At 72.2% G+C, this 23055-nt stretch carries 21 protein-coding genes; 7 read left to right on the top strand and 14 right to left on the bottom strand.

The features are described from left to right. Positions 1 to 16: 16 nt before the first annotated feature. On the bottom strand, positions 17 to 1165 hold the full coding sequence (locus KBX34_RS03000) for a peptidoglycan-binding protein (RefSeq protein ID WP_210923118.1): 1149 nt from the start codon (positions 1163 to 1165) through the stop codon (positions 17 to 19). A gap of 254 nt (positions 1166 to 1419) precedes the next feature. On the opposite strand from KBX34_RS03000, the gene KBX34_RS02995 reads away from it, so the two are divergent. After that, positions 1420 to 2562: an RICIN domain-containing protein gene (locus tag KBX34_RS02995; protein WP_210923116.1), complete on the top strand. Its 1143-nt coding sequence runs from the start codon at positions 1420 to 1422 to the stop codon at positions 2560 to 2562. Between the two features lie 22 nt (positions 2563 to 2584). Here KBX34_RS02995 and KBX34_RS02990 read toward each other — a convergent pair whose 3' ends face one another. The 3 genes from KBX34_RS02990 to KBX34_RS02980 all read right to left on the bottom strand — a co-directional run bounded on the left by KBX34_RS02990 (position 2585) and on the right by KBX34_RS02980 (position 4937). Next, on the bottom strand, positions 2585 to 3205 hold the full coding sequence (locus KBX34_RS02990) for a DUF402 domain-containing protein (RefSeq protein ID WP_210923114.1): 621 nt from the start codon (positions 3203 to 3205) through the stop codon (positions 2585 to 2587). Positions 3206 to 3315: 110 nt separating this feature from the next. Next, complete coding sequence (locus KBX34_RS02985; protein ID WP_088947365.1) at positions 3316 to 4068, bottom strand: YebC/PmpR family DNA-binding transcriptional regulator; 753 nt, start codon at positions 4066 to 4068, stop codon at positions 3316 to 3318. A gap of 230 nt (positions 4069 to 4298) precedes the next feature. After that, entirely contained in the window at positions 4299 to 4937 is a 639-nt protein-coding gene (locus KBX34_RS02980; protein ID WP_210923112.1) for an NADPH-dependent FMN reductase, read from the bottom strand. A 104-nt stretch (positions 4938 to 5041) separates the two neighbouring features. Between KBX34_RS02980 and KBX34_RS02975 the strand changes: the two genes are divergently transcribed. Beyond that, positions 5042 to 5893, top strand: coding sequence for a helix-turn-helix transcriptional regulator (locus KBX34_RS02975; RefSeq protein WP_247671405.1), 852 nt, complete (start codon positions 5042 to 5044; stop codon positions 5891 to 5893). 16 nt (positions 5894 to 5909) lie between these two features. Here KBX34_RS02975 and pdxT read toward each other — a convergent pair whose 3' ends face one another. The 6 genes from pdxT to pgsA all read right to left on the bottom strand — a co-directional run bounded on the left by pdxT (position 5910) and on the right by pgsA (position 11077). Beyond that, positions 5910 to 6515: a pyridoxal 5'-phosphate synthase glutaminase subunit PdxT gene (pdxT, locus tag KBX34_RS02970; protein ID WP_210923110.1), complete on the bottom strand. Its 606-nt coding sequence runs from the start codon at positions 6513 to 6515 to the stop codon at positions 5910 to 5912. A gap of 43 nt (positions 6516 to 6558) precedes the next feature. Beyond that, a complete protein-coding gene (pdxS, locus tag KBX34_RS02965) occupies positions 6559 to 7476 on the bottom strand; it encodes a pyridoxal 5'-phosphate synthase lyase subunit PdxS (protein WP_099852153.1) in 918 nt (305 codons plus the stop codon). A 128-nt stretch (positions 7477 to 7604) separates the two neighbouring features. Next, a complete protein-coding gene (locus tag KBX34_RS02960; RefSeq protein ID WP_210923107.1) occupies positions 7605 to 8105 on the bottom strand; it encodes a hypothetical protein in 501 nt (166 codons plus the stop codon). An 81-nt stretch (positions 8106 to 8186) separates the two neighbouring features. Next, entirely contained in the window at positions 8187 to 9347 is a 1161-nt protein-coding gene (locus tag KBX34_RS02955; protein ID WP_210923106.1) for a glycosyltransferase family 4 protein, read from the bottom strand. A 121-nt stretch (positions 9348 to 9468) separates the two neighbouring features. After that, positions 9469 to 10401, bottom strand: coding sequence for a phosphatidylinositol mannoside acyltransferase (locus tag KBX34_RS02950; protein ID WP_210793083.1), 933 nt, complete (start codon positions 10399 to 10401; stop codon positions 9469 to 9471). A 46-nt stretch (positions 10402 to 10447) separates the two neighbouring features. Continuing rightward, positions 10448 to 11077 carry a phosphatidylinositol phosphate synthase gene (pgsA, locus tag KBX34_RS02945; protein WP_141908779.1) on the bottom strand — a complete coding sequence of 210 codons (630 nt, stop codon included), beginning with the start codon at positions 11075 to 11077 and terminating at the stop codon, positions 10448 to 10450. Positions 11078 to 11328: 251 nt separating this feature from the next. On the opposite strand from pgsA, the gene KBX34_RS02940 reads away from it, so the two are divergent. Next, on the top strand, positions 11329 to 13482 hold the full coding sequence (locus tag KBX34_RS02940) for an elongation factor G-like protein EF-G2 (protein WP_210923104.1): 2154 nt from the start codon (positions 11329 to 11331) through the stop codon (positions 13480 to 13482). Positions 13483 to 13719: 237 nt separating this feature from the next. Here the strand turns inward: KBX34_RS02940 and KBX34_RS02935 are convergent, their stop codons facing one another. Together KBX34_RS02935 and KBX34_RS02930 are read right to left on the bottom strand one after the other, a co-directional pair. Further along, positions 13720 to 14778, bottom strand: a complete 1059-nt coding sequence (locus tag KBX34_RS02935; RefSeq protein ID WP_099852145.1) for an aldo/keto reductase — start codon at positions 14776 to 14778, stop codon at positions 13720 to 13722. A 204-nt stretch (positions 14779 to 14982) separates the two neighbouring features. Then, entirely contained in the window at positions 14983 to 15495 is a 513-nt protein-coding gene (locus KBX34_RS02930) for an HIT domain-containing protein (protein ID WP_172862178.1), read from the bottom strand. A 176-nt stretch (positions 15496 to 15671) separates the two neighbouring features. Here KBX34_RS02930 and KBX34_RS02925 point away from each other — a divergent pair, with 176 nt between their 5' ends. Then, positions 15672 to 16400: a D-Ala-D-Ala carboxypeptidase family metallohydrolase gene (locus tag KBX34_RS02925; protein WP_210793086.1), complete on the top strand. Its 729-nt coding sequence runs from the start codon at positions 15672 to 15674 to the stop codon at positions 16398 to 16400. 142 nt (positions 16401 to 16542) lie between these two features. Here the strand turns inward: KBX34_RS02925 and thrS are convergent, their stop codons facing one another. Beyond that, on the bottom strand, positions 16543 to 18552 hold the full coding sequence (thrS, locus tag KBX34_RS02920; RefSeq protein ID WP_210923102.1) for a threonine--tRNA ligase: 2010 nt from the start codon (positions 18550 to 18552) through the stop codon (positions 16543 to 16545). Positions 18553 to 18739: 187 nt separating this feature from the next. Here thrS and KBX34_RS02915 point away from each other — a divergent pair, with 187 nt between their 5' ends. Next, positions 18740 to 19618 carry a DUF1775 domain-containing protein gene (locus KBX34_RS02915; RefSeq protein WP_210923099.1) on the top strand — a complete coding sequence of 293 codons (879 nt, stop codon included), beginning with the start codon at positions 18740 to 18742 and terminating at the stop codon, positions 19616 to 19618. Positions 19619 to 19738: 120 nt separating this feature from the next. Here KBX34_RS02915 and KBX34_RS02910 read toward each other — a convergent pair whose 3' ends face one another. After that, on the bottom strand, positions 19739 to 20659 hold the full coding sequence (locus tag KBX34_RS02910) for an ADP-ribosylglycohydrolase family protein (RefSeq protein WP_210923098.1): 921 nt from the start codon (positions 20657 to 20659) through the stop codon (positions 19739 to 19741). A gap of 73 nt (positions 20660 to 20732) precedes the next feature. On the opposite strand from KBX34_RS02910, the gene KBX34_RS02905 reads away from it, so the two are divergent. Together KBX34_RS02905 and KBX34_RS02900 are read left to right on the top strand one after the other, a co-directional pair. Beyond that, entirely contained in the window at positions 20733 to 21422 is a 690-nt protein-coding gene (locus KBX34_RS02905) for a response regulator transcription factor (protein WP_099852139.1), read from the top strand. Positions 21423 to 21451: 29 nt separating this feature from the next. Beyond that, a complete protein-coding gene (locus KBX34_RS02900) occupies positions 21452 to 22855 on the top strand; it encodes a HAMP domain-containing sensor histidine kinase (RefSeq protein WP_172861995.1) in 1404 nt (467 codons plus the stop codon). Positions 22856 to 23055 lie beyond the last annotated feature (200 nt).

Below are 23055 nucleotides of genomic sequence, written 5' to 3'. Positions count from 1 at the left end.
CGGGGAGCATCACGCGTCACCGCGACGCCGTGCAGTGCCAGTGGCCAAAGTCGCCGGTACGCGACCAGACGTGCCGGGCCGCCCCGATGCTCCAACCCGGGTCCAGCGCCGTCCGCCGGTCGACGCCCAACCGGGACAACTCCATGTCGCTGAACTGGAACAACCCCCAGCGCCGCGACCCGTCCCCGGCGATCTCCACGCGGTACGGGTCCAACCCGGACAGGCAGCGCGCCAGCTGCACCGCCCCGCCCGGGTCCTCCGGGAAGACCCGCCGCACCTCCTTGCCGATCCGGTCCTCCGTCCAGGTGGGCGGCACCTTCACCGCGCCGGACAACTCGTCGAGCACCCGCCCGTCCGCCGTGCCGCTGACCGGCAGGCCACCGAACGCCTGGAAGACGATCAGTCGGCTGGTGGTGTCCGGGCCGAACCAGCCGTCCACGGGCACCTCCAGTCCGCCCGCCACCAGACGCTCCTGGAGGTCCAGCACGCACGGGCCGTACATGCCCTGGCGCAGGATCAGCGGACAACCGTCGGACGGCGAGCTGTCGACGGTGGCGGCGGCACCAGGGAGCAGCACCCCGGACGCCCCGACCGTGAGCACGCCGAGCACGGCGAGCAGCGCGAGCCGAAGCCAACGGCGGGTCGGCCAGGGCGCGGTGACCCGCGGCTGCGCCGGCCGGACCGGGCCGACGACGGTCCCGGCCGGTGCGCTGTTCGCAGCGGGTGGGCTGTTCCCGGCTGGTTCGCTGTTCGCGGCCGGTCCGCCGCTCGCGGCCGGTCCGCCGTCCACGGCCGGTGCGCTGTTCGCGGCCTGCTGGGGGGCCGCAGGTGGCGACGAGGTGGTCGGCACCGCCTGGTTCTCCCATCGATCCCGCTCGCCGAGCTGGGCCTCGATGTTCCGGCGCGTCTCCACCCACCGCCGCACGTCGGCGGGCGTGGTGCCGCAGGCCACCAGCAGGGCCACGACGGTGCGCTCCCGGGGCAGGGTGGTCCGCCCCAGCATCGTGGCGAGAGTGCTCGGCGGTAGCCAGTGCCCGGCCGCCGAGGCCTGCCTGGTGATCTCCCGGTAGGTCAGACCGGAACGCCGACGCACGTCGCGGAGCAGTGCGACGTACTCCCCCGCCGTGGCCACGTGCGTCAGCGGATCCCGGGCAGCGTCATCCATCGGATCTCCCCGTGTCGTTGATGTCGTCGGGCCCTGAATCGGTGCCCATTCGAATGCGCCGGCCGCTCACCGATCAGCGGCGCGGCCATTGAGGACAGACGGTAGATAGGCCCGTCGGCGAGAACAATGCCCTGGTCAGCGCGGTGCGATGTCCGGGCAGCTCAGGACGGCATGTCCGGATCTTGTCCGACCATCTCGGACAGTCACCCCGGGCCGCCTTGCCCCCACCCGTCCCGGGTCTGGACAATCGTGCGATGACCACGGGGGAGCTACGACCGGACGAGGCGACCGACCCGGCCGAGTTCGTCGACATGCTGCGCCGGCTCAAGGACCGGTCGCGACTCACGTACCGACAGTTGGAGCAACGCGCGGCGGCGAGCGGTGACGTGCTGGCTCGCAGCACCGCCGCCGACATCCTGCGCCGATCCTCACTGCCTCGACCCGAGGTGGTGGCCGCGTTCGTCCGGGCCTGTGGCGCGGAGGATCAGGTGGAGACGTGGCTGCGGGCGCGGCACCGGCTCGCGGTGGGCACCTACGCGCCGACACCGCCCCCGCCGGTGTCGCCCGCGCCGGACCGCCAGCCGGTCGACGGCGCCGCAGCCGACCACCAGACCGCCGACGGCACCGCGACCGACGACCGGCCCGCCGACGGCACCGCACCCGACCTCCGTCCATCCGTCGGCACGGGGGCGGGGAGCGCGAGTGCCACCCGACCGCGCTGGTTCGCGCGGCCGGTGCCACTGATGCTGCTCGTCGGCGTCCTGCTGGCGGCGCTCGGCGTGGGCATCTGGACGCAGCGCCCCGACGACGACGAGCGGCGAACGGCACAGCTCACCGACCCGAGCACGTCGACAGGTGGGAGCCCGCCGGCCACGTCGGCGGGCGAGAGCCCTCCGGCCACCCCCGAGAGCAGCGCCAGCCCGACCATCGGCCCAGACGCGCTCCTGAGCCAGATCCGTCCCGCCCGCAGCCCGCAACTCTGCCTCAGCGAGGGGCGTGACCGCACCGGCGAGTACGGCAGCCAGGTGGCGGTGCAGATCTCCTGCGCCGAGGCCACCCCGCCGGACACCTATCTGGAGCCGGCGGCCGGCGGGCTGTACTTCATCAAGTGGAACCACCCGGAGCACGGGCCGGGCTGCCTCACCGTCCGGAGCGAGAATCCCGGCCGGAACATGCTCGAACCCGTCACGAAGTGCAGCCAGGCCAACTGGTCCCAGCTGTTCCGCTTCGAGCCGACCGGGTCCGCGCCGACCTCGTACCGCATCCGGCCCACCCGCACGGACCTGTGCGTCGGGCTGCGTGACGATGACACGGAGGTGTCGGCCGAGGCGCTGGTCGAGCCGTGCACGAACGGCCCGGACCAGGTGTTCCTGATCGACGCGCTGCCGAAACGCTGACGCCCGGGGGTCGGCGGGCTGCTCAGCGGGCGGGCGGCAACTGGTCCCAGCCGGTGGGCAGCGGGGGCACCGACCAGGCCGGATCGGGGTGCCATTGCGCCCACGCCGGGTCCCACCAACGCTCGCTCGCGTCGAGCAGCGCCGCGATCCGGTCACCCTCGGCCTGGATCGCGTCAGCCATCCCGGGGTAGCGCCCTTCGACGAGGCGCTGGGCGAACATCTCCACGTCCTTCCAGACGTACCGGTCGGCGTCCGCGCCCCACCACAGGTCAAGCTCGTGGTCGAGGGTGTCCACCCCGATCGGCGTACGACGCACCGGGTCCTGCAGGTTGAAGTACCAGCCGGCGAAGTCGCGCCCCGGCCCCGTCCAGAACACGTCGACCGAGTGCGCCTCGCCGGGGCGTTGCAGCATCAGCTTGCCGTGGCCGGACCAGGAGCGGTGCCCGGCGGTCTCCCACGGGTGCCGTCCGCACGGAAAGACGCCGGTCTCCGGGAAGCCGAACTCGGCTCCCGGTGGAAGGTAGAGGGCGAGCAGGTCGGGCGAGTCCTGGACGCAGATAGTCGGGCAGGCGAACCAGACCTCGTCCCGCAGCACCTCACGGCGCACCACCGTGTCACCTGGCGCGAACCGGTCTGCCGCCACTTTCCCACCTCCACGTTCGACGCCATCGCCTGGTCCACCCGGCTTTGCGAAAGTCGGGGTGTCCCAGCGCGAGGGACACCCCGACCTCCGTGATTCCGAGTCGACCGCTCTCAGGCGTCGACCGCCGCCATCACGTCGTCGCTGATGTCGAAGTTCGCGTAGACGTTCTGCACGTCGTCGCAGTCTTCCAGGACGTCGATCAGCTTGAAGATCTTGCGGGCGCCCTCTTCGTCCAGCGGGATGTTCATGCTGGGGATCAGGGAGGACTCCGCCGACTCGTACTCGATGCCGGCGTCCTGCAGCGCAGTCCGCACCGGGACCAGGTCGGTCGGCTCGGAGACCACCTCGTACGCCTCACCGAGGTCGTTGACCTCCTCGGCGCCGGCGTCGAGGACGGCCATCATCACGTCGTCCTCGCTGGTGCCCTCCTTGGGCACGATCACCACGCCCTTGCGGGAGAACATGTACGACACCGAGCCGGCGTCGGCGAGCGAGCCGCCGTTGCGGGTCAGCGCCGTCCGCACCTCGGTGGCCGCCCGGTTGCGGTTGTCGGTGAGGCACTCGATGAGCATGGCCACGCCGTTCGGGCCGTACCCCTCATACATGATCGTCTGCCAGTCGGCGCCGCCCGCTTCCAGGCCGGAGCCGCGCTTGACGGCGCGGTCGATGTTGTCGTTCGGCACCGAGCTCTTCTTCGCCTTCTGGATCGCGTCGAAGAGAGTCGGGTTGCCGGTGGGGTCGCCGCCGCCGATCCGCGCGGCCACCTCGACGTTCTTGATCAGCTTGGCGAACATCTTGCCGCGCTTGGCGTCGATGACGGCCTTCTTGTGCTTGGTCGTCGCCCACTTTGAGTGGCCGGACATCTTCTACCTCCGTTGCTACCCGCCGTCTGCATCGACCGCACCGCTCACGCCCCACTCCCGCCGGCGCACGCGGAGGTGCCGGTCAGCTCTGGCGGAAGCCTGGCGGGCAGATGGCCCTGCCGAATCTCCGCAATCCTACCGACGTCCCCCGGGTCGCTGTCATGCACCGCGCGCGGCGACTCCGTCCCGTCCCCCCAGACCGGGGCAGACGGGACGAAATCCACGATGGGCTACGACCCCAACAGCGCACGATCTGCCGGACGAAGCACCCGCGACCAGGTCACGACCTCGGCGAGCATCGTGGACAGCTCCGCTTCCCGACCGTCACCCGGCGCGAAGCGGCCGGCGGTCCGGTCACCAGGGTCGGCCCCGGTGAAGTCGAAGTCAGTGAAGATCGACAGCGCCACTCCGGTCGGCGCCACCACCGTCCGCACCTCGGTCAGAATCGCCCGCAGGTGATCGGCGGCCCGGGTGCCGCCCTGCACGCCGTAGCTCAGCACCCCGGCCACCTTGTCGGTCCACTCCGCGTACAGGAAGTCGATGCCGTTCTTGAGCGCTGCCGGTATCGACCGGTTGTAGTCCGGGGTGACGAAGACGAAGGCGTCGCAGCCGTCCACCACCTCCGCCCACCGCCGGGTGTGCGGATGCCGGTAGTCGCCGAACAGCGCCGGCACCGGCTCGTCCAACAGTGGTAATGACTGTTCGGCGAGGTCCACCAGTGTGAAGACGGCGTCCCCGGCGCGTACCGCCTCGTGCCGCTCGGCCACCTCCATGACCCAACGGGCGACCGCCGCGCCGCGCCGACCCGGACGGGTGCTGCCCACGATCACACCGATCCGCAGCGGTCCTGTGCTCTGTGCGTTTCTCATGCCCCCGATCCTGCGAGCCACGCGGCGGCGGGGGGAGACCGCCGCGAGGATGGCCCTGCCAGGGCCACCCACCGGCCGACGCCGACTGCCAGACTGGCTCGGTGATGGACGGAGAGCTGGGCGCCTTCCTGCGCAGTCGCCGCGAAGCGCGGCGGCCGGCCGAGGTCGGCCTCCCCGAGGGCCCCCGCCGACGCACCCCCGGGCTGCGCCGGGCCGAGCTGGCGACGTTGGCGCAGGTCAGCGTGGAATACCTGACCCGACTGGAACAGGGCCGCGACACCCGACCATCGCCGGAGATCCTCGCCGCGCTCGCCGACGCGCTGCGCCTGGACAGCGCCGACCGGGAACACCTGCGGCAACTCGCCTCAGCTCAGCACGCCCGACACCTCTGCTCGGGCGACCGGCCGACGGTGTCCCGCACCGTCCGGCCCACGGTCCGCGCCATGCTCGACGCGCTGCGCGACACCCCGGCGTACGTGCTGAACCGGCTCGGTGACGTGCTGGCCTGGAATGAGCCATTCGACGTGCTCGCCCGCCCGCTCGGCCTGCTGGACGGGTCGCGACCGAACCTGGTCTGGTTCGTGCTGACCGACGAGCGGGCCCGTGCGCACTATCCGCAGTGGTCGGCGCTGGCCGACCAGCAGGTCGCGGAGCTGCACCTGCTGCGCCGGGGCGATCCGGCCAGCGACGCCTTCGCCGAGCAGCTGGCCCGTACGGTGGGCGCGCCGTTCGTCGACCGTTGGCGGCAGCGACCGGTCACCGCCGCGCGTACCGGTCTGCTGACGGTGCGCCATCCGGCGGCGGGGCTGTTGCGCCTCAACGTCGAGACCCTCGAGCTGGCCGATGCCGACCCGCAGCGCCTGGTGGTGCAGTTGCCCGCCGACGCCGCCACGGCGATCGCGCTCGACCAGCTGGCCGGCCGCCGCCCGGGGCAGCTCCGGGCGGTCGCCGGCTGAGCAACGGGGCACGCCGTCAGGAGGCGGCCCGCACCAGGTTCACGAAGTACGCGTGCACGCGCAGGTCACCGGTCAGCTCCGGGTGGAACGAGGTGGCCAGCAGGTTGCCCTGCCGGACGGCGACGATCCGGTCGGCGGCCGGGCCGTCGGTCACCGTCCCGATCACCTGGACGCCGGCACCGACCCGCTCGACCCGGGGCGCGCGGATGAACACCGCGTGGAACGGCTCCCCCGGCACCCCGGTGATCTCCACCGGCGCCTCGAACGAGTCGACCTGCCGGCCGAACGCGTTGCGCCGGACGGTCATGTCGATGCCGGCGAAGCCCCGCTGGTCCGGTCGGCCGTCCAACACCACCGTCGCCAGCATGATCATGCCCGCGCAGGATCCGTAGACCGGCATGCCGTCGGCGATCCGCTTGTCGATCGGCTCGCGCATCTCGAAGATGTCGGTGAGTTTGCTGATGGTGGTGGACTCGCCCCCGGGGATGACCAGGCCGTCGACCGCGTCCAGCTCGGTCGGACGCCGGACCGGGCGGGCGTCCGCGCCCGCCGCGGCCAGTGCCGCGACGTGCTCGCGGACGTCCCCCTGGAGCGCGAGAACGCCGATCACGGGTGCCGTCACGTTCACACCGTTCCTCTCCGGTTCACGCCGCCCGAATGAGCGCTCACCAGCCGCGCTCGGCCAGGCGGTGCGGCTGCGGGATCTCGTCGACGTTGATGCCGACCATCGCCTCGCCGAGACCCCGGGAAACCTTGGCCAGCACGTCCGGGTCGTCGTGGAAGGTGGTGGCCTTGACGATCGCGGCGGCCCGCTGGGCCGGGTTGCCGGCCTTGAAGATGCCGGAGCCGACGAAGACGCCCTCCGCGCCGAGCTGCATCATCATCGCCGCGTCGGCGGGAGTGGCGATCCCGCCGGCGGTGAACAGCACCACCGGCAGCTTGCCGCTCTCGGCGACCTCCTTGACCAGGTCGTACGGGGCCTGCAGCTCCTTGGCCGCGACGTACAGCTCGTCGGTCGGCAGCGAGGACAGCCGGGCGATCTCCTGACGGATCTTGCGCATGTGGGTGGTGGCGTTGGAGACGTCACCGGTGCCGGCCTCACCCTTGGAGCGGATCATGGCCGCGCCCTCGGTGATCCGGCGCAGCGCCTCGCCCAGGTTGGTCGCGCCGCAGACGAAGGGCACCGTGAAGGCCCACTTGTCGATGTGGTTCGCGTAGTCGGCCGGGGTCAGCACCTCGGACTCGTCGACGTAGTCGACGCCGAGCGACTGGAGGATCCGCGCCTCGACGAAGTGACCGATGCGGGCCTTGGCCATCACCGGGATGGAGACCGCCTCGATGATCCCGTCGATCATGTCGGGGTCGCTCATCCGGGACACCCCGCCCTGCGCGCGGATGTCGGCGGGCACCCGCTCCAGGGCCATCACCGCGACGGCGCCGGCGTCCTCAGCGATCTTGGCCTGCTCGGCGTTGACCACATCCATGATCACGCCGCCCTTGAGCATCTCGGCCATGCCACGCTTCACGCGGGCGGTGCCGACGACGGGGGCGGTACCGGTGTTCGAGACGGTGTTTTCGGGCACGGGTCATCGCTCCTTGGACGGGCTCCTGGGGGTGGCAGCGAAAATGCTACGCGCGGGTCAACGCCGCACCGACAGCCAATCAGACCCCCGGTGGCCTGCTCTGTGGCACCGATCACCGGCCCACCGGGTCAGCTCGCGGGCACGTCCGCGGGCACCGTCAGGGTCGGGTCGTCGATGTCGAAGTAGCGCGGCCACTCCCGACCCCGCCCCATCCGCAACAACCGCACCAGCGGCCGGCTGCGCGCCGAACGGGCGTCCCGCACCAGGTCGGTGTGCACCTGGCGGGACAGCGCGAGCCGGCGACTGGCGGCGATGACCGCCCCGCAGTCCGGATCGCCCGGATCCAACGGGACGGAACGCAGCTGCCGGGTCAGGTCGTTCTCTGCCGCCTCCCGCTCGTCCGGGCTGGCGTCCAGGGCGATCCGGGCCGCCGCGTACAGCTCCACGCCGAAGCGCCGCTCGGCCAGCACGGCCGCCGCGGCCGCCCGGCGCAGCAGGTGGGCGTCGAGCGCCCGGGCCGCCAGCTCCGCGCGGCTCTGCAACCTCTCGACCCGGCCGGCGGTCCAGATGAGGTACGCCGCGAGCCCAACGACCACGCTCGCGGCTACCACCCACCACATGTGCGGCATCGTAGTGCTGCTCCGTTTCAGCTCCGAGTGGGTGCGGTCACGCCGGACAACCGGTCGCCACCGCACCATCCGTCACACCGGTCAGCCCAGCCCCACCCATTCCTGGTCGATGACCCGCCCGTCGGTTGCTTCGATCGCCGCTGCGTATACCTCCAGAACGCGGCGAGCAACCACGGGCCAGTCGAAATTCGCCACGACCTGATCCCCGCAGGCGGTCAGTGCGGCCCGCCCCGCCGGGTCGTCCAACAGCTCGGCCAGGGCGTCGCGCAGTCCCGCCGGGTCACCGGTGGGAAACAGCCGGCCGGCACGCCCACCGTCGAGCACCCGCCGGAACGCGTCCAGGTCGCTGGCGACGACCGTCGTACCGGCCGCCAACGCCTCGGTGAGGATCATGCCGAAGGACTCGCCGCCGGTGTTCGGTGCCACGTAGAGGTGCACACTGCGCAGCATCCGCGCCTTGTCCGGTTCGGTGACCAGGCCGAGGAACGTGACGCGCTCGTGCAGGTCGGGCGGGAACTGGTCGTACAGGTCGTCGGGAGCACCCGGGCCGGCGACGAGCAGCCGTAGCCCCGGCCTGGTGGCGGCCAGCGCCACGAACGCGTCGCGCAGCACCGGGAAGCCCTTGCGCGCCTCGGTGAACCGGCCCAGGAAGCCCAGCGTGCCGCCGGTGCCCGGGGCGCACTCACCCGGCCAGCCCGGCAACGGCTCGACGTCGGCGAACTTCGCCACCGCCACCCCGTTGGGGATCTCCACCGCGCCGCCGTCCATGTGCTCGACCTGCACCTTGCGGGCCAGCGCGCTGACCGCGATCCGGGCGGTGATCCGTTCCAACACGATCTGGAGCACACCCTGCGCCGCCGCCAACACCCGCGAACGGGTCATCGCGGTGTGGAACGTGGCCACCACCGGGCCGCGAGCGGAGAGCACGGCCAGCAGCGACAGGCTCAGCGTGAGCGGCTCATGCACGTGCAGCACGTCGAAGTCGCCATTGGTGATCCAACGCCGGACCCGGGCGGTCGAGACCGGGCCGAACGCGATCCGGGCCACCGATCCGTTGTACGGCAGCGGCATGGCACGGCCGGCGGACACCACGTACGCCGGCAGCGGCGAATCCTCGTCGGCCGGGGCGAGCACGCTGACCTCGTGGCCGAGCGCGATCAGCGCCTCGGCGAGGTCCATGACGTGGTTCTGCACCCCGCCGGGGACGTCGAAGGAGTACGGGCACACGATGCCGATCCGCATGCGTCAGCGCCCCCTGTCCGTGACCGCGACCGTGGGACACCATCGCGGCGCGCCCGCCTCGCTCACGACCCCGGGGCTCCGCTGCGCTGCACTCCTCGCGCTCACCGTGCCCACCACCCCCTCAGACCTGCCCGGAGGCCGACGAGGGCAGCTCCGTGCCGTCCCCCGTCCTCCGCTGGTCCAGCCACATCCGCTGCAACATGTGCCAGTCTTCCGGATGCCGGGCGATGCCCGCCGCCAGACGGTCGGCGATCAGCTGGGTCAGCAAACGGACCCGCTGGTCCAAAGGCCCCACCTCGGGTCCGGGGACCGGCAGCGGGCCGGCGAGCGACGCGCACGCGGCGTCCGGTTCGTACCACATCGAGGCCACGTAGAGCGGCGCTCCGGTGTGCAGCGCCAGCAGTGCGGGCCCGGCCGGCATCCGGGTCTTCCCGCCGAAGAAGTCCACCTCCACCCCGCGGGCGGAGAGGTCCCGGTCGGCCAGCAGCGGCACCACCGCACCGGCACGTACCCGGTCCAGCAGCACGTCGAACGCCGGACGTGGCCCGCCGTGCGTCGGCAGGATCTCCATCCCGAGGACCTCTCGGAAGGCCAGGAACCGCTTGTACACGCCCTCCGGCTTGAGCCGCTCCATGACGGTGGCAATCGGCCAACCGGTGGCGGCCACCCAGGCGCCCGCGGCGTCCCAGTTGCCGGCGTGCGGCAACGCCACCACCGCGCCCCGGCCGGCGGCCACGTCCGCGGCGAGCAACTCGGCGCCGTCGAGCCGGAAACCGGACAGGATCTGCGCGCGGCTCAGCGAGGGCAGCCGGAACGCCTCCATCCAGTACCGGGCGTACGAGCGCAACCCGCGCTTGACGAGATCGTCCAGCTCGGCGTCGGGCAGGTCCGGGCCGACCACCCGGCGCAGGTTCGCGCGCAGTCGGGCCGTACCCCCGCCGCCGGTGCGGTGGGCGCGGTCCGCGCCCGCCTGAAACGCCGCCGCCACCAACGGCCGAGGTAACGCGCGGACCACCCGCCAGCCGGCGACGTAGCCGAGCTCGGTGAGGTTCACGCGGCCCGGCCGCCGGTCGTCCGGCGCCGGGTCCCCGCCGCGCCGCTCACGCCTGACCGTCCGGCTGGAGCTGCTGGGCCTGGCGGTAGACGTGCGCCATCCGCTGCCCCACCGTGAAGATCGACACCGCGGCGAGCAGCCAGAGCGCGATCTCCAGCGCCGGCTTCACGTTCAGGCCGGTGAGGATTCCACCGACCCCGACGATCAGCAGCCGCTCGGTGCGCTCGGCGATGCCCACGTTGCATGTCATGCCGAGCCCCTCGGCGCGAGCCTTCACGTAGGAGACCAGGCTGCCTGCGGCCAGGCAGACCAACGCGGCGGCCACCCCGGAGTAGTTGCCCTGCGTGGCCAGCCAGTACGCGACGGCACCGAAGACGGCGCTGTCGGCGACCCGGTCCATGCTTGAGTCGAGGAACGCGCCGAACCTGGTGGAGCCGCCGCTCATCCGGGCCATCGTCCCGTCGAGCAGGTCGGTGAGCGCGAACAGGGTGACGATCAACGCGCCCGCGACCAGATGGCCGCGGGCACCGAAGCCGAGCGCGCCGACGAGCACACCAACGGTGCCCGCGACGGTGACGGCATTGGGGGTGACGCCGGCGCGCAGAAGGGCGCGGGCAATCGGCTCGACGACGCGGGTCATCCCCGCGCGGGCCGACACTTGGAAGATCTTCGCCATGGCGGTCCCCACGATAACGGTCGCCCCAGCTCCGCCGATACGGCCGGTCCCGCCGACGCGCCTGCGAGAGGCTTGTGCCTACCCGACGAGGGGTGTGAGATCGAGCCGGGAGGTGAGCCAGCTCACCCGTCCACCCGTCCCGTTCCCGCTGTGCAGCAGACCACCGGAGGATATCGCCGCGCTCTCGCCCCGGGCCGCTTCCACCTCGCGCGGCGGTCGCCACCCACCACCGGCTGAGGGAGGTGCGCCCCATGGCGCAAAAGCATGAGAAGGGTTCGACCGGCGGCACGCCGGTGCTGACCGAGCCCGAGCGGGTCCGCAACGTGGTGCTCGTCGGGCACTCCGGAGCGGGCAAGACGACACTGGTCGAGGCGCTGCTCGCGGCCACCGGCACGATCGGCCGGGCCGGCAGCGTCGTCGACGGCACCACTGTCGGCGACCACGACCCCGCGGCCGTCCGCCAGCAGCGCTCGGTCAGCCTGTCCTGCGCGCCGCTGCTGCACAACGGCATCAAGGTCAACCTGCTGGACACCCCCGGGTACGCGGACTTCGTCGGCGAGCTGCGCGCCGGGCTGCGGGCCGCCGACGCCGCGCTCTTCGTCGTCTCGGCGGCCGGCGGCATGGACGCGGCCACCGTCGCGCTGTGGGAGGAGTGCGCGGCCGTCGACATGCCCCGCGCGGTCGCGGTGGCCCGACTGGACCAGCCCCGCGCCGACGTCGACGAGACGGTGGCGCTCTGCCAGCGTCTCTTCGGCGACAACGTGATGCCGCTCTACCTGCCGATGCTCGGCGACGACGGCGTGTCCACCGAGGGTCTGCTCGGCCTGATCACCCGCCGGGTCTTCGACTACTCCGCCGGGCTTCCCGCCGACGTCCGCGATCCCGACCCGGAGCACCAGCGGGCCATCGACGAGTCCCGCGACGAGCTGATCGAGGGGATCATCGCCGAGAGCGAGGACGAGACCCTCATGGACCGCTACCTCGACGGCGAGGAGATCAGCACCGAGGTGCTCATCGATGACCTGGAGAAGGCCGTCGCCCGGGGCCACTTCTACCCGGTGGTGCCGGTCTGCGCCGCGACCGGTGTCGGGCTGGACGTGCTGTTGGAGGTGCTGACCGCCGCGTTCCCGTCGCCGCTGGAGCACGAGTTGCCGGCGGTGACCGGCGTGGACGGCTCGCCGCGTCCGCCGCTGACCTGCGACCCGGCCGGGCCGCTCGTCGCGGAGGTCGTCAAGACCACCATCGACCGCCACGTCGGCCGGGTCTCGCTGGTCCGGGTGTTCTCCGGCACGCTGCGCCCCGACCAGACCATGCACGTCTCCGGCCACGGCATGGCCGAACGCGGGCACCCCGACCACGACGCCGACGAGCGGGTCGGGCACATCTTCACCCCGCTGGGCGCCACCCTGCGGGAGGTGCCGCTCTGCGTGGCCGGCGACATCTGCGCGATCACCAAGTCGGGCAGCGCCGAGACCGGCGACACCATCTCCGCCCGGGACGAACCGCTGCTGATCGCACCCTGGGAGATGCCGGAACCGCTGCTGCCGGTGGCAGTCGTCGCCCACAGCCGCGCCGACGAGGACGCCCTGGCCCGCAACCTCGCCCGCCTGGTCGCCGGCGATCCCACGCTGCGGCTGGAGCGCAACCCGGAGACCCACCAGTTGGTGCTCTGGTGCATGGGTGAGGCACACGCTGACGTGGTGCTCGACCGGCTGCGCGCCGGCGGCGTCGAACTGGACACCGAGCCGGTCAAGGTGTCACTGCGCGAGACGCTGACCGCGCCCGCGAGGGGGCATGGCCGGCACGTCAAGCAGTCCGGTGTCCACGGCCAGTACGCGGTCTGCGACATCGAGGTCGAGCCCCTGCCCCCGGGCAGCGGCTTCGAGTTCGTCGACCGGGTCGTCGGCGGCGCGGTGCCGCACAACTACATCCCCTCGGTCGAGAAGGGTGTCCGCGCCCAGCTCGAACGTGGCCTGGTCGCCGGTCACCCGGTGGTGGACCTGCGGGTGACCCTGGTGGACGGCAAGGCGCACAGCGTCGACTCCTCCGACGCGGCCTTCCAGACCGCCGGTGCGCTGGCGTTGCGCGACGCCGCCGACCGTGGCCAGCCGGCGTTGCTGGAGCCGATCGACGAGGTCACCATCCGGGTGCCCGACGGCTCGGTGGGCCCCGTGATGGGCGACCTGTCCAGCCGGCGTGGCCGGGTGCTCGGCACCGAACCGGACCCGGACACCGAGGGCCGCACCGTCGTCCGCGCCGAGGTGCCGGCCACCGAGTTGCTGCGCTACGCCGTCGAGCTGCGCTCGATGACGGCTGGCACCGGCACCTTCCGCCGTCACTTCGTCCGGCACGACCCCATGCCCGCGCACCTGGCCGATCAGATCCGCAAGGAACACACCCCCTGACCATCGCCCCACCGAGCCCGCAGCCCGCGAACCGCGAGGCACAACTCGTGCTCGACAGCGGCGGTTCGGCGGGTTGGCATGGCATGTCGCGCGCCCTGTAGAGCTGCCCCAGATACGGGGCAGCTCTACAGGGGGCCGCACTCACAGGTGGGGTCGGCACCCGAGTTCAGGACGGAACGGCGGCACGGACCGGACAGGTATCCGGACGGATGCGCCGAACGGGTACGGATGCCCCGCTCAGGGGTGGATGGTGGGGTGCGTGGGAGGGGGCCAGTGGGGGCGGTCGGCGTCGCGGAGGGCTGCGGTCCGCAGAGCGGCCAACTGGCGCTCCACCTCGACGAACTGATCCGCCGGCAACGGGCCCCGGTGCAGGGCAGCGGCGTTCTCCTCGACCTGGGCGACCGTACGGCAGCCGGGGATCGGGATGGTGCGACCGCTGCGGGCCCAGATCCAGCCCAGCGCGCCCTGGGCGAGGGTGCGCCCGTCCGCGGTGAGCGCCGCACGGACCGCGCCGACCCGGCGCAGCCACTCGGGTGCGGGCCGACCACCGCGGAACCACTCCAACCAGCCGGGGGCCAACCCGCGTACGTCGTCGCGGGGCAGGGTCGACCCGGACGAGTACTTGCCGGTGAGCAGACCCATCCCCAGCGGGCCCCGGTTGACGCTGGCCAGGTCGTACTTGTCGCAGACGGCGAGCAGTTCGGGAGCGTCCCGCAGCACCGACAGGGTGTGCTGCACGGCGGTGGCACCGGCGGCGGCCTGCCCGAACGCGGTGGCCCGGTCGGGACGGTCGGTGCTCCACCCGTACGCCCGGATCAGGCCCTCGGTGACCAGGTCCTCGCAGGTGCCAATGAGCGCCTGCGCCCGCGGCACCGGCAGGTCGGCCAGGTGCAGCTGGTAGAGGTCGATCCGGTCAGTGCCCAACCGGCGCAGCGAGTCCGTGACGGCCCGGCGCAGGTACGCGGGCGACGCGTCCTCCCCGGTGGCCTGTCGGCTCGCCTCGTCGAAGGTGTAACCCCACTTGGTGGCGATCACGGCCTCGTCCCGGCGGCCGGCGAGCGCGCGGCCGAGCACCCGCTCGCTGTGCCCGGCTCCGTACGTGTCGGCGGTGTCGAAGAGGGTGATGCCCTCGTCGAGCGCCCGGCGTACCGCCCGCACGGACTCGTCGTCGTCGACCGCGCCCCAGCCCAGCGGTTGGGCGCCCTCCGCCCAGGGGCCGCCGATCGCCCAGCACCCCATGCCGAGGGCGCTGACCTCGATGCCGCTGCGTCCCAACGTCCGTGTCGTGACTGCCATCGGCCGATCGTGCCACCTTCGCCGGGTCGGGGCGTAGCAGATCCCGAGGCGGAATTGAGGATGCGCACCCACCGGTGGGGTGCGGGATGATCGACGCCATGCGACGGCTGGGTGTGGACATCGGCGGTGTGATCATCGAGCCGTACGCCGCGCTGCTGCGCGCCGACTAGCCGGACCGGCGCGGCCCTCGCGCTCCGGCGGCGGTCAGGACGGCCAGGCGCGGGCCAGCAGGTCGCGGGTGTCACCGAGCAGTTGCGGCAGGACCTTGGTGCGGCCGATCACCGGCATGAAGTTCGCGTCACCGCCCCAGCGCGGCACCACGTGCTGGTGCAGGTGCGCGGCGATGCCGGCGCCGGCCACCCCGCCCTGGTTCATGCCCAGGTTGAAGCCGTGCGCGTTGCTCACCTTGCGGATCACCCGCATCGCGGTCTGGGTGTACGACGCCAGCTCGGTGGTCTCCGGCACGTCCAGGTCGGTGTAGTCGGCGACGTGCCGGTAGGGGCAGACGAGCAGGTGGCCTGGGTTGTACGGGTAGAGGTTGAGCACCACGAAGACGTGCTCGCCACGGGCCACCACCAGGCTCTCCTCCGGCGGCAGCTTGGGGGCCCGGCAGAACGGGCAGCCGGTCGGCTTCTCGTAGCCCTCGGCCGGGCGGTCCTCGCCGGAGATGTAGGTCATCCGGTGCGGCGTCCAGAGCCGCTCCAGACCGTCCGCCATGCCGTCGATGTCCGTGTGCCGTTCCGCCCCTGTCACGAGCCGATCCTACGGAGCCACCCAGGCGGGCCGCGACACCCGCTGTCGGGAAAACTCTTTGCTGCAAGTTCTTGACGGATCAATGCCTAAACCTGAAACTTTCTGCATCCAAGAACTTCCATGCATTGATGGAGGGCTCCATGATCCGACGGCTCGGCCGGCTCCTCGCGGCACTCGCCCTGACTGCCGCCACCACAGTGGCCGGCGTCACCCTCACTGCCGGCGCCGCACAGGCGGACGGCTGCTACACCTGGGGTCGCGCCCTGTCCCAGGGGATGTCCGGCGAAGACGTCCGGCAACTCCAGATCCGGGTCGCCGGCTACCCCGCCTATGGCGCCGTGCTCACCATCGATGGCGCGTTCGGCCCGGCCACCCGGTCCGCGGTCATCCGCTTCCAGCAGGCGTACGGGATGTCGGCGGACGGCGTCGCCGGCGCGCAGACGTTCAACCGGCTCTACGCCCTCCAGGACGACGACTGCACACCGGTCAACTTCAGCTACGCCGAGCTGAACAACTGCAACAGCACCTGGGCCGGCGGCGCGGTCTCGGCGAGCACCGCGCGGTTCAACGCGCTCGTGTCGATGTGGAAGCTCCAGGCCATGCGGCACGCCCTCGGGGACGTGAACATCGCGATCAGCAGCAGCTTCCGCAGCTACACCTGCAACAGCGCGGTCGGCGGGGCGTCGAACAGTCGACACCTCTACGGTGACGGGGTCGACCTGGTCGGGTCCCCGTCCTTCTGCCGGCTGGCCCAGCAGGCCCGCTACCACGGCTTCGGGCAGATCCTCGGCCCCGGCTACCCGGACCACAACGACCACACCCACGTGGCGGCGGTCGGCGGCTGGTCAGCACCGAACTGCGGCATCTGACGGCAGGCGCCGACTCCTGGCGTCGGCCTCCGGGCGATGATCGCGCCCAAAAATGGAAGTAGTGGCCTCCCCACGCCGGGGAGGCCACTACTTCCTGGATCGAGCGCGATCTTGCGGCGGGCGCGCGACCGCGCGGGCGGTGCTACTCCGCGGCCGCCGAGGGGCCGATGTTGGTACGCGAGCTGACCACGTCCAGCACGTGGGTCACCGCCTCGGCGACCGGCACCCCGTTGCGCTGCGAGCCGTCGCGGTAGCGGAAGGAGACAGTGCCCGCGGCCACGTCGTCGTCACCGGCGATCACCATGAACGGGATCTTCTGCTGCTGCGCCGTACGGATCTTCTTCTGCATCCGGTCGTCACCCGCGTCCACCTGGGCCCGGATCCCCTCGGCGCGCAGCGCCGCGACGAAACCGTGCAGGTAGTCGGTGTGGTCCTCCCGGATCGGGATGCCCACCACCTGCACCGGCGCCAGCCAGGCCGGGAACGCGCCCGCGTAGTGCTCGGTGAGCACCCCGAAGAACCGCTCGATCGACCCGAACAACGCCCGGTGGATCATGACGGGACGCTGGCGGGTGCCGTCGGCGGCCTGGTATTCCAACCCGAACCGCTCCGGCTGGTTGAAGTCGACCTGGATGGTGGACATCTGCCACGTCCGGCCGATCGCGTCCCGCGCCTGCACGGAGATCTTCGGCCCGTAGAACGCCGCGCCGCCCGGGTCGGGCACCAGGTCCAGACCGGAGGTCGCGGCGGCGGTCCGCAGCGCCTCGGTCGCCTCGGCCCAGTCTTCCTCGGCCCCGATGAACTTGGGCGAGTCGTCCCGGGTCGACAGCTCCAGGTAGAAGTCGTCCAGGCCGTAGTCGCGCAGCAGGTCCAGCACGAAGCTGAGCAGCGCGGACAGCTCCCCGGCCATCTGCTCACGGGTGCAGTAGATGTGCGAGTCGTCCTGGGTCAGGCCACGGACCCGGGTCAGGCCGTGCACGACGCCGGACTTCTCGTACCGGTAGACAGTGCCGAACTCGAACATCCGCAGCGGCAGCTCCCGGTACGACCGCCCGCGCGACCTGAAGATCAGGTTGTGCATCGGGCAGTTCATCGCCTTGAGGTAGTAGTCCGCGCCCTCCAGCTGCATGGGCGGGAACATGGTGTCCGCGTAGTACGGCAGGTGACCGGAGGTCTGGAACAGCTGCGCCTTGGAGATGTGCGGGGTGTTGACGAACTCGTACCCCGCCTGCTCGTGCCGCTGGCGGGAGTAGTGCTCCATCTCGCGGCGGATGATGCCGCCCTTGGGGTGGAAGACCGCCAGGCCGGAGCCGATCTCGTCGGGGAAGCTGAACAGGTCGAGGTCCGCGCCGAGCTTGCGGTGGTCGCGCCGGGCGGCCTCCTCCAACAGCTTCAGGTACGCCTTGAGCTCGTCGCGGGTCGGCCACGCGGTGCCGTACACCCGCTGCAACTGCGGGTTCTTCTCCGACCCACGCCAGTAGGCGGCGGCCGAGCGCATCAGCTTGAACGCGCCGATCAGGCGGGTGGTCGGCAGGTGCGGGCCCCGGCACAGGTCCGACCAGCAGACCTTGTCCTCCTTGGCGTCGAGGTTGTCGTAGATGGTCAGCTCGCCGCCGCCCACCTCCATCACCTCGTCGGTGTCCAGGCCCTCGCCCTTGACCTCGATCAACTCTAGCTTGAACGGCTCGTCGGCCAGCTCGGAGCGTGCCTCGTCCAGGCTGTCGAACCGGCGGCGACGGAACCGCTGCCCGGACTTGATGATCTCCTGCATGCGCTTCTCGAGCTTGCTGATGTCATCGGGCTGGAACGGCTTGTCGACGTCGAAGTCGTAGTAGAAGCCGTTCTCGATGGGCGGGCCGATGCCCAGCTTGGCCTCGGGGAAGATGTCCTGCACTGCCTGGGCGAGCACGTGCGCGGTGGAGTGGCGCAGCACGTTCAGCCCGTCGGGCGAGTCCAGACTGACCGGCTCGACGACGGTCTCCTCGGCCGGCGACCAGTCCAGGTCGCGCAACTGGCCCTGCGGGTCACGGACCACGACGATCGCCTTGGGGCCGTTCGCGGGCAGTCCGGCCGCGGCCACCGCGTCGGCCGCCGTCGTCCCGGCGGCGACGACGACAGGGTCGGCCACGGCGGGGGTACGGGGTGCGGACACGGTGACTCCTCCAAGTGGTACGAAACGGTGCCGATCCTCGGCTCCTGCCGATGCTATCGGTCGCCCCACCCTCGACCGGGAAGGGCACCTTCCTCACGTCCGCGTTGAACCTTTCGCGCCTCGCAGCCGAACTACTGAGTGTGGCCGGAACCGGTGCCGGTCGCGCGGACACGGATGGGGGCACGAGATGGCGAGCACGTACGGCGGCGAGCGCCGACGGCGGATCACGGCGGTGACCGCGCTGACCGCCGCCGGGCTGCTGCTCTGGCCCGGCACGGCGCACGCGGTGGACGTGACGACCACCCCCACGGAGGCCCGGCAGGGCGACGCCGTACGCCTGGAGTTCAGCGTGCCGGAGGAGCGGGCCGGCACGAAGACCAACCAGATCGAGGTCCGGTTGCCGACCGACGCGCCGATCGCCGAGGTCTACCCGATGTCGGTGAACGGCTGGGCGCCCCGGATCAGCTCCCGCACCCTGGACAAGCCGGTGGCCGGCATCCACTCGTCCGGCGTGAGCACGGTGACCACTGCGGTGACCTGGGTCCGGGTGGGCGAGAGCGATCCCGGCCCGGCCCGGCTGGCGCTGTCCATGGGGCCGATGCCGCAGGCGGAGCGGCTCACCTTCGAGGTGGTCCAGACGTACGCCGATGGCACTGTGGTCCGGTGGGCGGACGCCGCCGGCCCGCACCGGGCCCCGGCGCTCACCCTGCTGCCGGCGGCGCCCGGCGCGGCGGGTCAGGCCGCACACGGCGGGCACGGCGGTCCGGCGGCCGGTGCGCCAGCCGCTGCGGACAGCGGTGCCGACGCCCCGGCCACTGGCGCGGACGAGGAGTCCGGCAGCGCCGACGGGATGTTGGCCGCCGGCCTGCTGGCCGGCCTGGGCGGCGGCGCGGCGATCGGTTGGCTGGTCAGCCGGTGGCGCCGACGCGACCCGGGCGAGGCCACCGCACTGGCCGAGGTGACCGGCGGAGCGGACGAGGACCAGACCCCGACGCTCGCCGAGGTCACCGGCCGCACGGACCAGGACCAGACCCCGACGCCCGCCGTTTCCGCGTCATCTCGGTGATCCACTCGGGTTCCCGGAAACCGCGGCATCAACGCGGCACGGACACCCCGATCTGCAGAAACCCGAGTCGATCATGACCCGGGCGGCCAGGCCGGGCGGCGGTCCAGGCCAGCCGGGTGGTCAGGGCAGCCAGGTGGGTAGCGGCTCGCGGGCGGCCAGCCACGGCTCGGGCACGCCCCCGGAGGTGCCGACGCCGGTGTACGCCGCCACCACCGCCCCGGCGATGGCGGACGTGGTGTCCACGTCCCCACCCGCCCGCACGCACGTCCGGATCGCCGTCGGATAGTCGTCGAGGTGGGTGGCGGCCACCCAGAGCGTGAACCCGACGGTGTCCTGCGCGGTCACCCGGGAGCCGTTGCCGAGCGCCGCCACCACCTGGGGCAGTGGCCGGCCGAGCAGCCCGGCTGCCCGGTTCACGCTCCGGTGCACCTCGGTGCCCGGATCGAGCGCGGCGGCGATCCCGGCGAGCAGCCGCTCCGGGGCTGGCCGGTGCCCGTCGAGGCGGGCTCGGGCGGCCAACGAGGCGGCGACAGCGACCGCGACGGCGCCGGCGATGCCCTCGGGGTGCGCGTGCGTCACCTCGGCCGAGGAGCGGGCCTGGGCTGCGGCACGCGCGGTCGAGTCGGCGAAGTACGCGCCCAGCGGACCGACCCGCATGGCCGCGCCGTTGCCGCAGGAGCCCTGACCGTCGAACGCGGAGGCGGCGGCCAGCGGCCACGGGGTGCCGGTGCGGATCAGCCGGAGGATCAGCGTCGCGCCGGCGCCGTAGCCCCGGCGCGGCTCGCAGCGCTCGGCGAAGGCCAGGGCCAGCCGGTCCCGGTCGATGCTGCCGGAGTCGGCGAGCTCGGCGAGGACCGAGCAGGCCATCTCGGTGTCGTCGGTCCACTCCCAGGGCGACGGCGGCAACGCCTGCGGGGTGAGATCCGCAGGTGCCGACCCCGGCAGGAAATACTGAGCGCCGAGCGCGTCGCCGGTGGAGAGACCGGCGAGGCTGTCCCGGGCGAGTGCCAGGCGGGCATCGGCGAACAGGGTGAACGACATCGTCGTACCAGCTTGCCCCCTCGCCAGGCACGTCGCAACGCGATCAACTTGCCAGGCCCAGTACGGTCTTGTCGTGGCCTCCGTGCTCCTGGTCGAAGACGATCACGTCGTACGCGGTGCGATGCTGCGGTCCCTCACCGACCGGGGGCATGCCGTGCACGCCGTGGGTACGGCGTTGGATGCGCTGCGCCGGGTCGCCGCGGAGACGCCCGACCTGGTGGTGCTCGACCTGGGTCTGCCGGACCTGGACGGCTCGGACGCGCTGCGGATGCTGCGCGGCATCACCGACGTCCCGATCATCATCGCCACCGCCCGCGACGACGAGCAGTCGGTGGTCAAGCTGCTGCGTGCCGGCGCGGACGACTACATGGTCAAGCCGTTCACCGGGGCGCACCTGGACGCGCGGATCACCACAGTGCTGCGCCGGGCCGGGCGGGCCAGCCGGACGGTGCAACCCGCTGTGCACAGCGTCGGCGGGCTCAAGGTGGACGTGGGCGAACGCAGTGCCCAGCTCGACGGGGAGCCACTGGCGCTGACCCGCAAGGAATTTGACCTGCTGGCGTATCTCGCCGCGCGACCTGGGCGGGTAGTGTCCCGCCGGGAACTCTTGGAGGAGGTATGGCGGCAGCCATCGGTCGGCGAGGATCAGACCATCGACGTTCACCTGTACTGGCTCCGCAGAAAGATGGGCGAGTCCGCGGCGAAGCCGCGTTACCTGCGCACCGTGCGGGGGGTCGGGTTCCGGCTGGTGGCACCGGACTGAGGACGGCGCTGGCCCTGCTCACGGCCGGCATGTGCAGTCTCGTCGCGCTCGCGTTCCTGATCCCCCTCGGCCTCAGCCTGCGTGAGCAGAGCCGGGACGAGGCGATCGCCGACGCCGCCCGGCGCAGCGCGCTGGTGACCGGCGCGCTGGCGGTCAGCACCGACCCGACGGTCGTCGAGCGTGCCGTGGTGGCCAGCGCCGAGGGTGCCCAGACCCGGCCGGTGGTGCACGGGTTGGGTCTGGACGAGTCCGCGGGCCGGGCCAGTGGCAGTGACCTGGACCGAGCCCGTGCCGACCGGCGGTCGCTGGTGGTGGACGTCGACGGCGGTGTGGTCCGGCTCGACCCGGTGGTCCTCGGTGACCGGACGGCCGTGGTCGAGGTGTTCCTCCCGGATTCGACGCTGGGCGAGGGTGCCGGCGGCACCTGGTTGCTGCTGTTCGCGGTCGGCGCGGCGATGGCCGGCGCGGCGGTGCTGGTTGTCGACCGGGTCGCCGCCCGCGCGGTGGACTCGACCCGAGGTCTGGTGAAGGCCGCACTGTCCATCGGCGACGGCGACCTGGGCGTACGGGTGGAGCCGACCGGTCCCCGCGAGCTGGCCGAGGCCGGGTACGCCTTCAACCGGATGGCGGACCGGCTCGACGCGGCCCGCACCGATGAGCGGGAGCTGGTGGCCGACCTGTCGCACCGTCTGCGTACCCCGTTGACGGTGCTGCGGTTGGACGCGGAGGCGTTGGAGTCCGACGACACCAGCGTGGGTTCGTTCAGCCCGGCGGAGCTGGACCGGCTCCGGGGCATCCGGCGGATCCGCCAGGCGATCGTCACCCTGGAGGGTGAGATCGACGTGCTGATCAAGACGACCCGCAAGTCAGTGGCGCACGAGGCCGGTCCGGCGATGTGCGACGTCAGCGAGGTGGTCCGGGACCGGATGGTGTTCTGGGCGGCCCTGGCCGGCGACCAGAACCGGCCGCACCGGGTGAACGGCGCGCAGTTGCGCATCCCGGCGCCGGTGCCGCGGGCCGAGCTGGCCGCAGCGCTGGACGCGGTCATCGGCAACGTCTTCCGTTACACGCCGCAGGGCACCGCGTTCGAGGTGGCCGTGTCCCGACGGGACGGTTACGTGGCGATCCGGATCGACGACGCCGGGCCCGGCATCACCAACCCGGACCGGGCGCTGCGCCGCGGCACCAGCGACCAGGGTTCGACCGGGCTGGGGCTGGACATCGCCAAGCGGGTGGCCTTGCAGGCCAACGGGTCGGTGAGCATCGACCGCGCCCGGCTGGGCGGGGCCAGCGTGGTGATGCTGCTCGCCGACCCGGAGGCGACGCCCCGGCAGGTGAGCCGCTTCGGTCTGGTCGGCCGGATGGCCCGCGACGCCCGGGACACGAAGTCCAGCGGACGTCGCTGGCCCCGCCAGCGCCCCACCGACGAGTGACCGCAACGGCCCGGGTTGTGGGTTGGCGCAAGTCTTCCTTAGATCGCGGTTAACGATCGCGTGTGACCGGCTTCGGGCTGACAGGATCAGTGCACGAACCCACCAGTTTCACCGGTCGAGCGCACCACGCACCCCCGGCCGGTGAAGCCGCGCGCGCGGCGGGAGTCTCAGGTCCCCCCACACCCACGCTCCCGCCGCGC

The sequence above is a fragment of the Micromonospora sp. M61 genome, from assembly GCF_018070245.1.
In the GTDB taxonomy this organism is placed as follows: Bacteria; Actinomycetota; Actinomycetes; order Mycobacteriales; family Micromonosporaceae; genus Micromonospora; species Micromonospora zamorensis.
Note: the sequence above shows the minus strand (reverse complement) of the source record. Positions and strands in the feature narration are given on the sequence as shown.

Excerpts from the sequence above, each read along its gene's own strand:
- KBX34_RS03000 (WP_210923118.1), bottom strand. The coding sequence starts at position 1,165 with ATGGATGACGCTGCCCGGGATCCGCTGACGCACGTGGCCACGGCGGGG.
- KBX34_RS02995 (WP_210923116.1), top strand. The coding sequence starts at position 1,420 with ATGACCACGGGGGAGCTACGACCGGACGAGGCGACCGACCCGGCCGAG.
- KBX34_RS02985 (WP_088947365.1), bottom strand. The coding sequence starts at position 4,068 with ATGTCCGGCCACTCAAAGTGGGCGACGACCAAGCACAAGAAGGCCGTC.
- KBX34_RS02980 (WP_210923112.1), bottom strand. The coding sequence starts at position 4,937 with ATGAGAAACGCACAGAGCACAGGACCGCTGCGGATCGGTGTGATCGTG.
- KBX34_RS02975 (WP_247671405.1), top strand. The coding sequence starts at position 5,042 with ATGGACGGAGAGCTGGGCGCCTTCCTGCGCAGTCGCCGCGAAGCGCGG.
- KBX34_RS02960 (WP_210923107.1), bottom strand. The coding sequence starts at position 8,105 with ATGCCGCACATGTGGTGGGTGGTAGCCGCGAGCGTGGTCGTTGGGCTC.
- KBX34_RS02955 (WP_210923106.1), bottom strand. The coding sequence starts at position 9,347 with ATGCGGATCGGCATCGTGTGCCCGTACTCCTTCGACGTCCCCGGCGGG.
- pgsA (WP_141908779.1), bottom strand. The coding sequence starts at position 11,077 with ATGGCGAAGATCTTCCAAGTGTCGGCCCGCGCGGGGATGACCCGCGTC.
- KBX34_RS02940 (WP_210923104.1), top strand. The coding sequence starts at position 11,329 with ATGGCGCAAAAGCATGAGAAGGGTTCGACCGGCGGCACGCCGGTGCTG.
- KBX34_RS02935 (WP_099852145.1), bottom strand. The coding sequence starts at position 14,778 with ATGGCAGTCACGACACGGACGTTGGGACGCAGCGGCATCGAGGTCAGC.
- KBX34_RS02930 (WP_172862178.1), bottom strand. The coding sequence starts at position 15,495 with ATGGCGGACGGTCTGGAGCGGCTCTGGACGCCGCACCGGATGACCTAC.
- KBX34_RS02925 (WP_210793086.1), top strand. The coding sequence starts at position 15,672 with ATGATCCGACGGCTCGGCCGGCTCCTCGCGGCACTCGCCCTGACTGCC.
- KBX34_RS02915 (WP_210923099.1), top strand. The coding sequence starts at position 18,740 with ATGGCGAGCACGTACGGCGGCGAGCGCCGACGGCGGATCACGGCGGTG.
- KBX34_RS02910 (WP_210923098.1), bottom strand. The coding sequence starts at position 20,659 with ATGTCGTTCACCCTGTTCGCCGATGCCCGCCTGGCACTCGCCCGGGAC.
- KBX34_RS02900 (WP_172861995.1), top strand. The coding sequence starts at position 21,452 with ATGTGCAGTCTCGTCGCGCTCGCGTTCCTGATCCCCCTCGGCCTCAGC.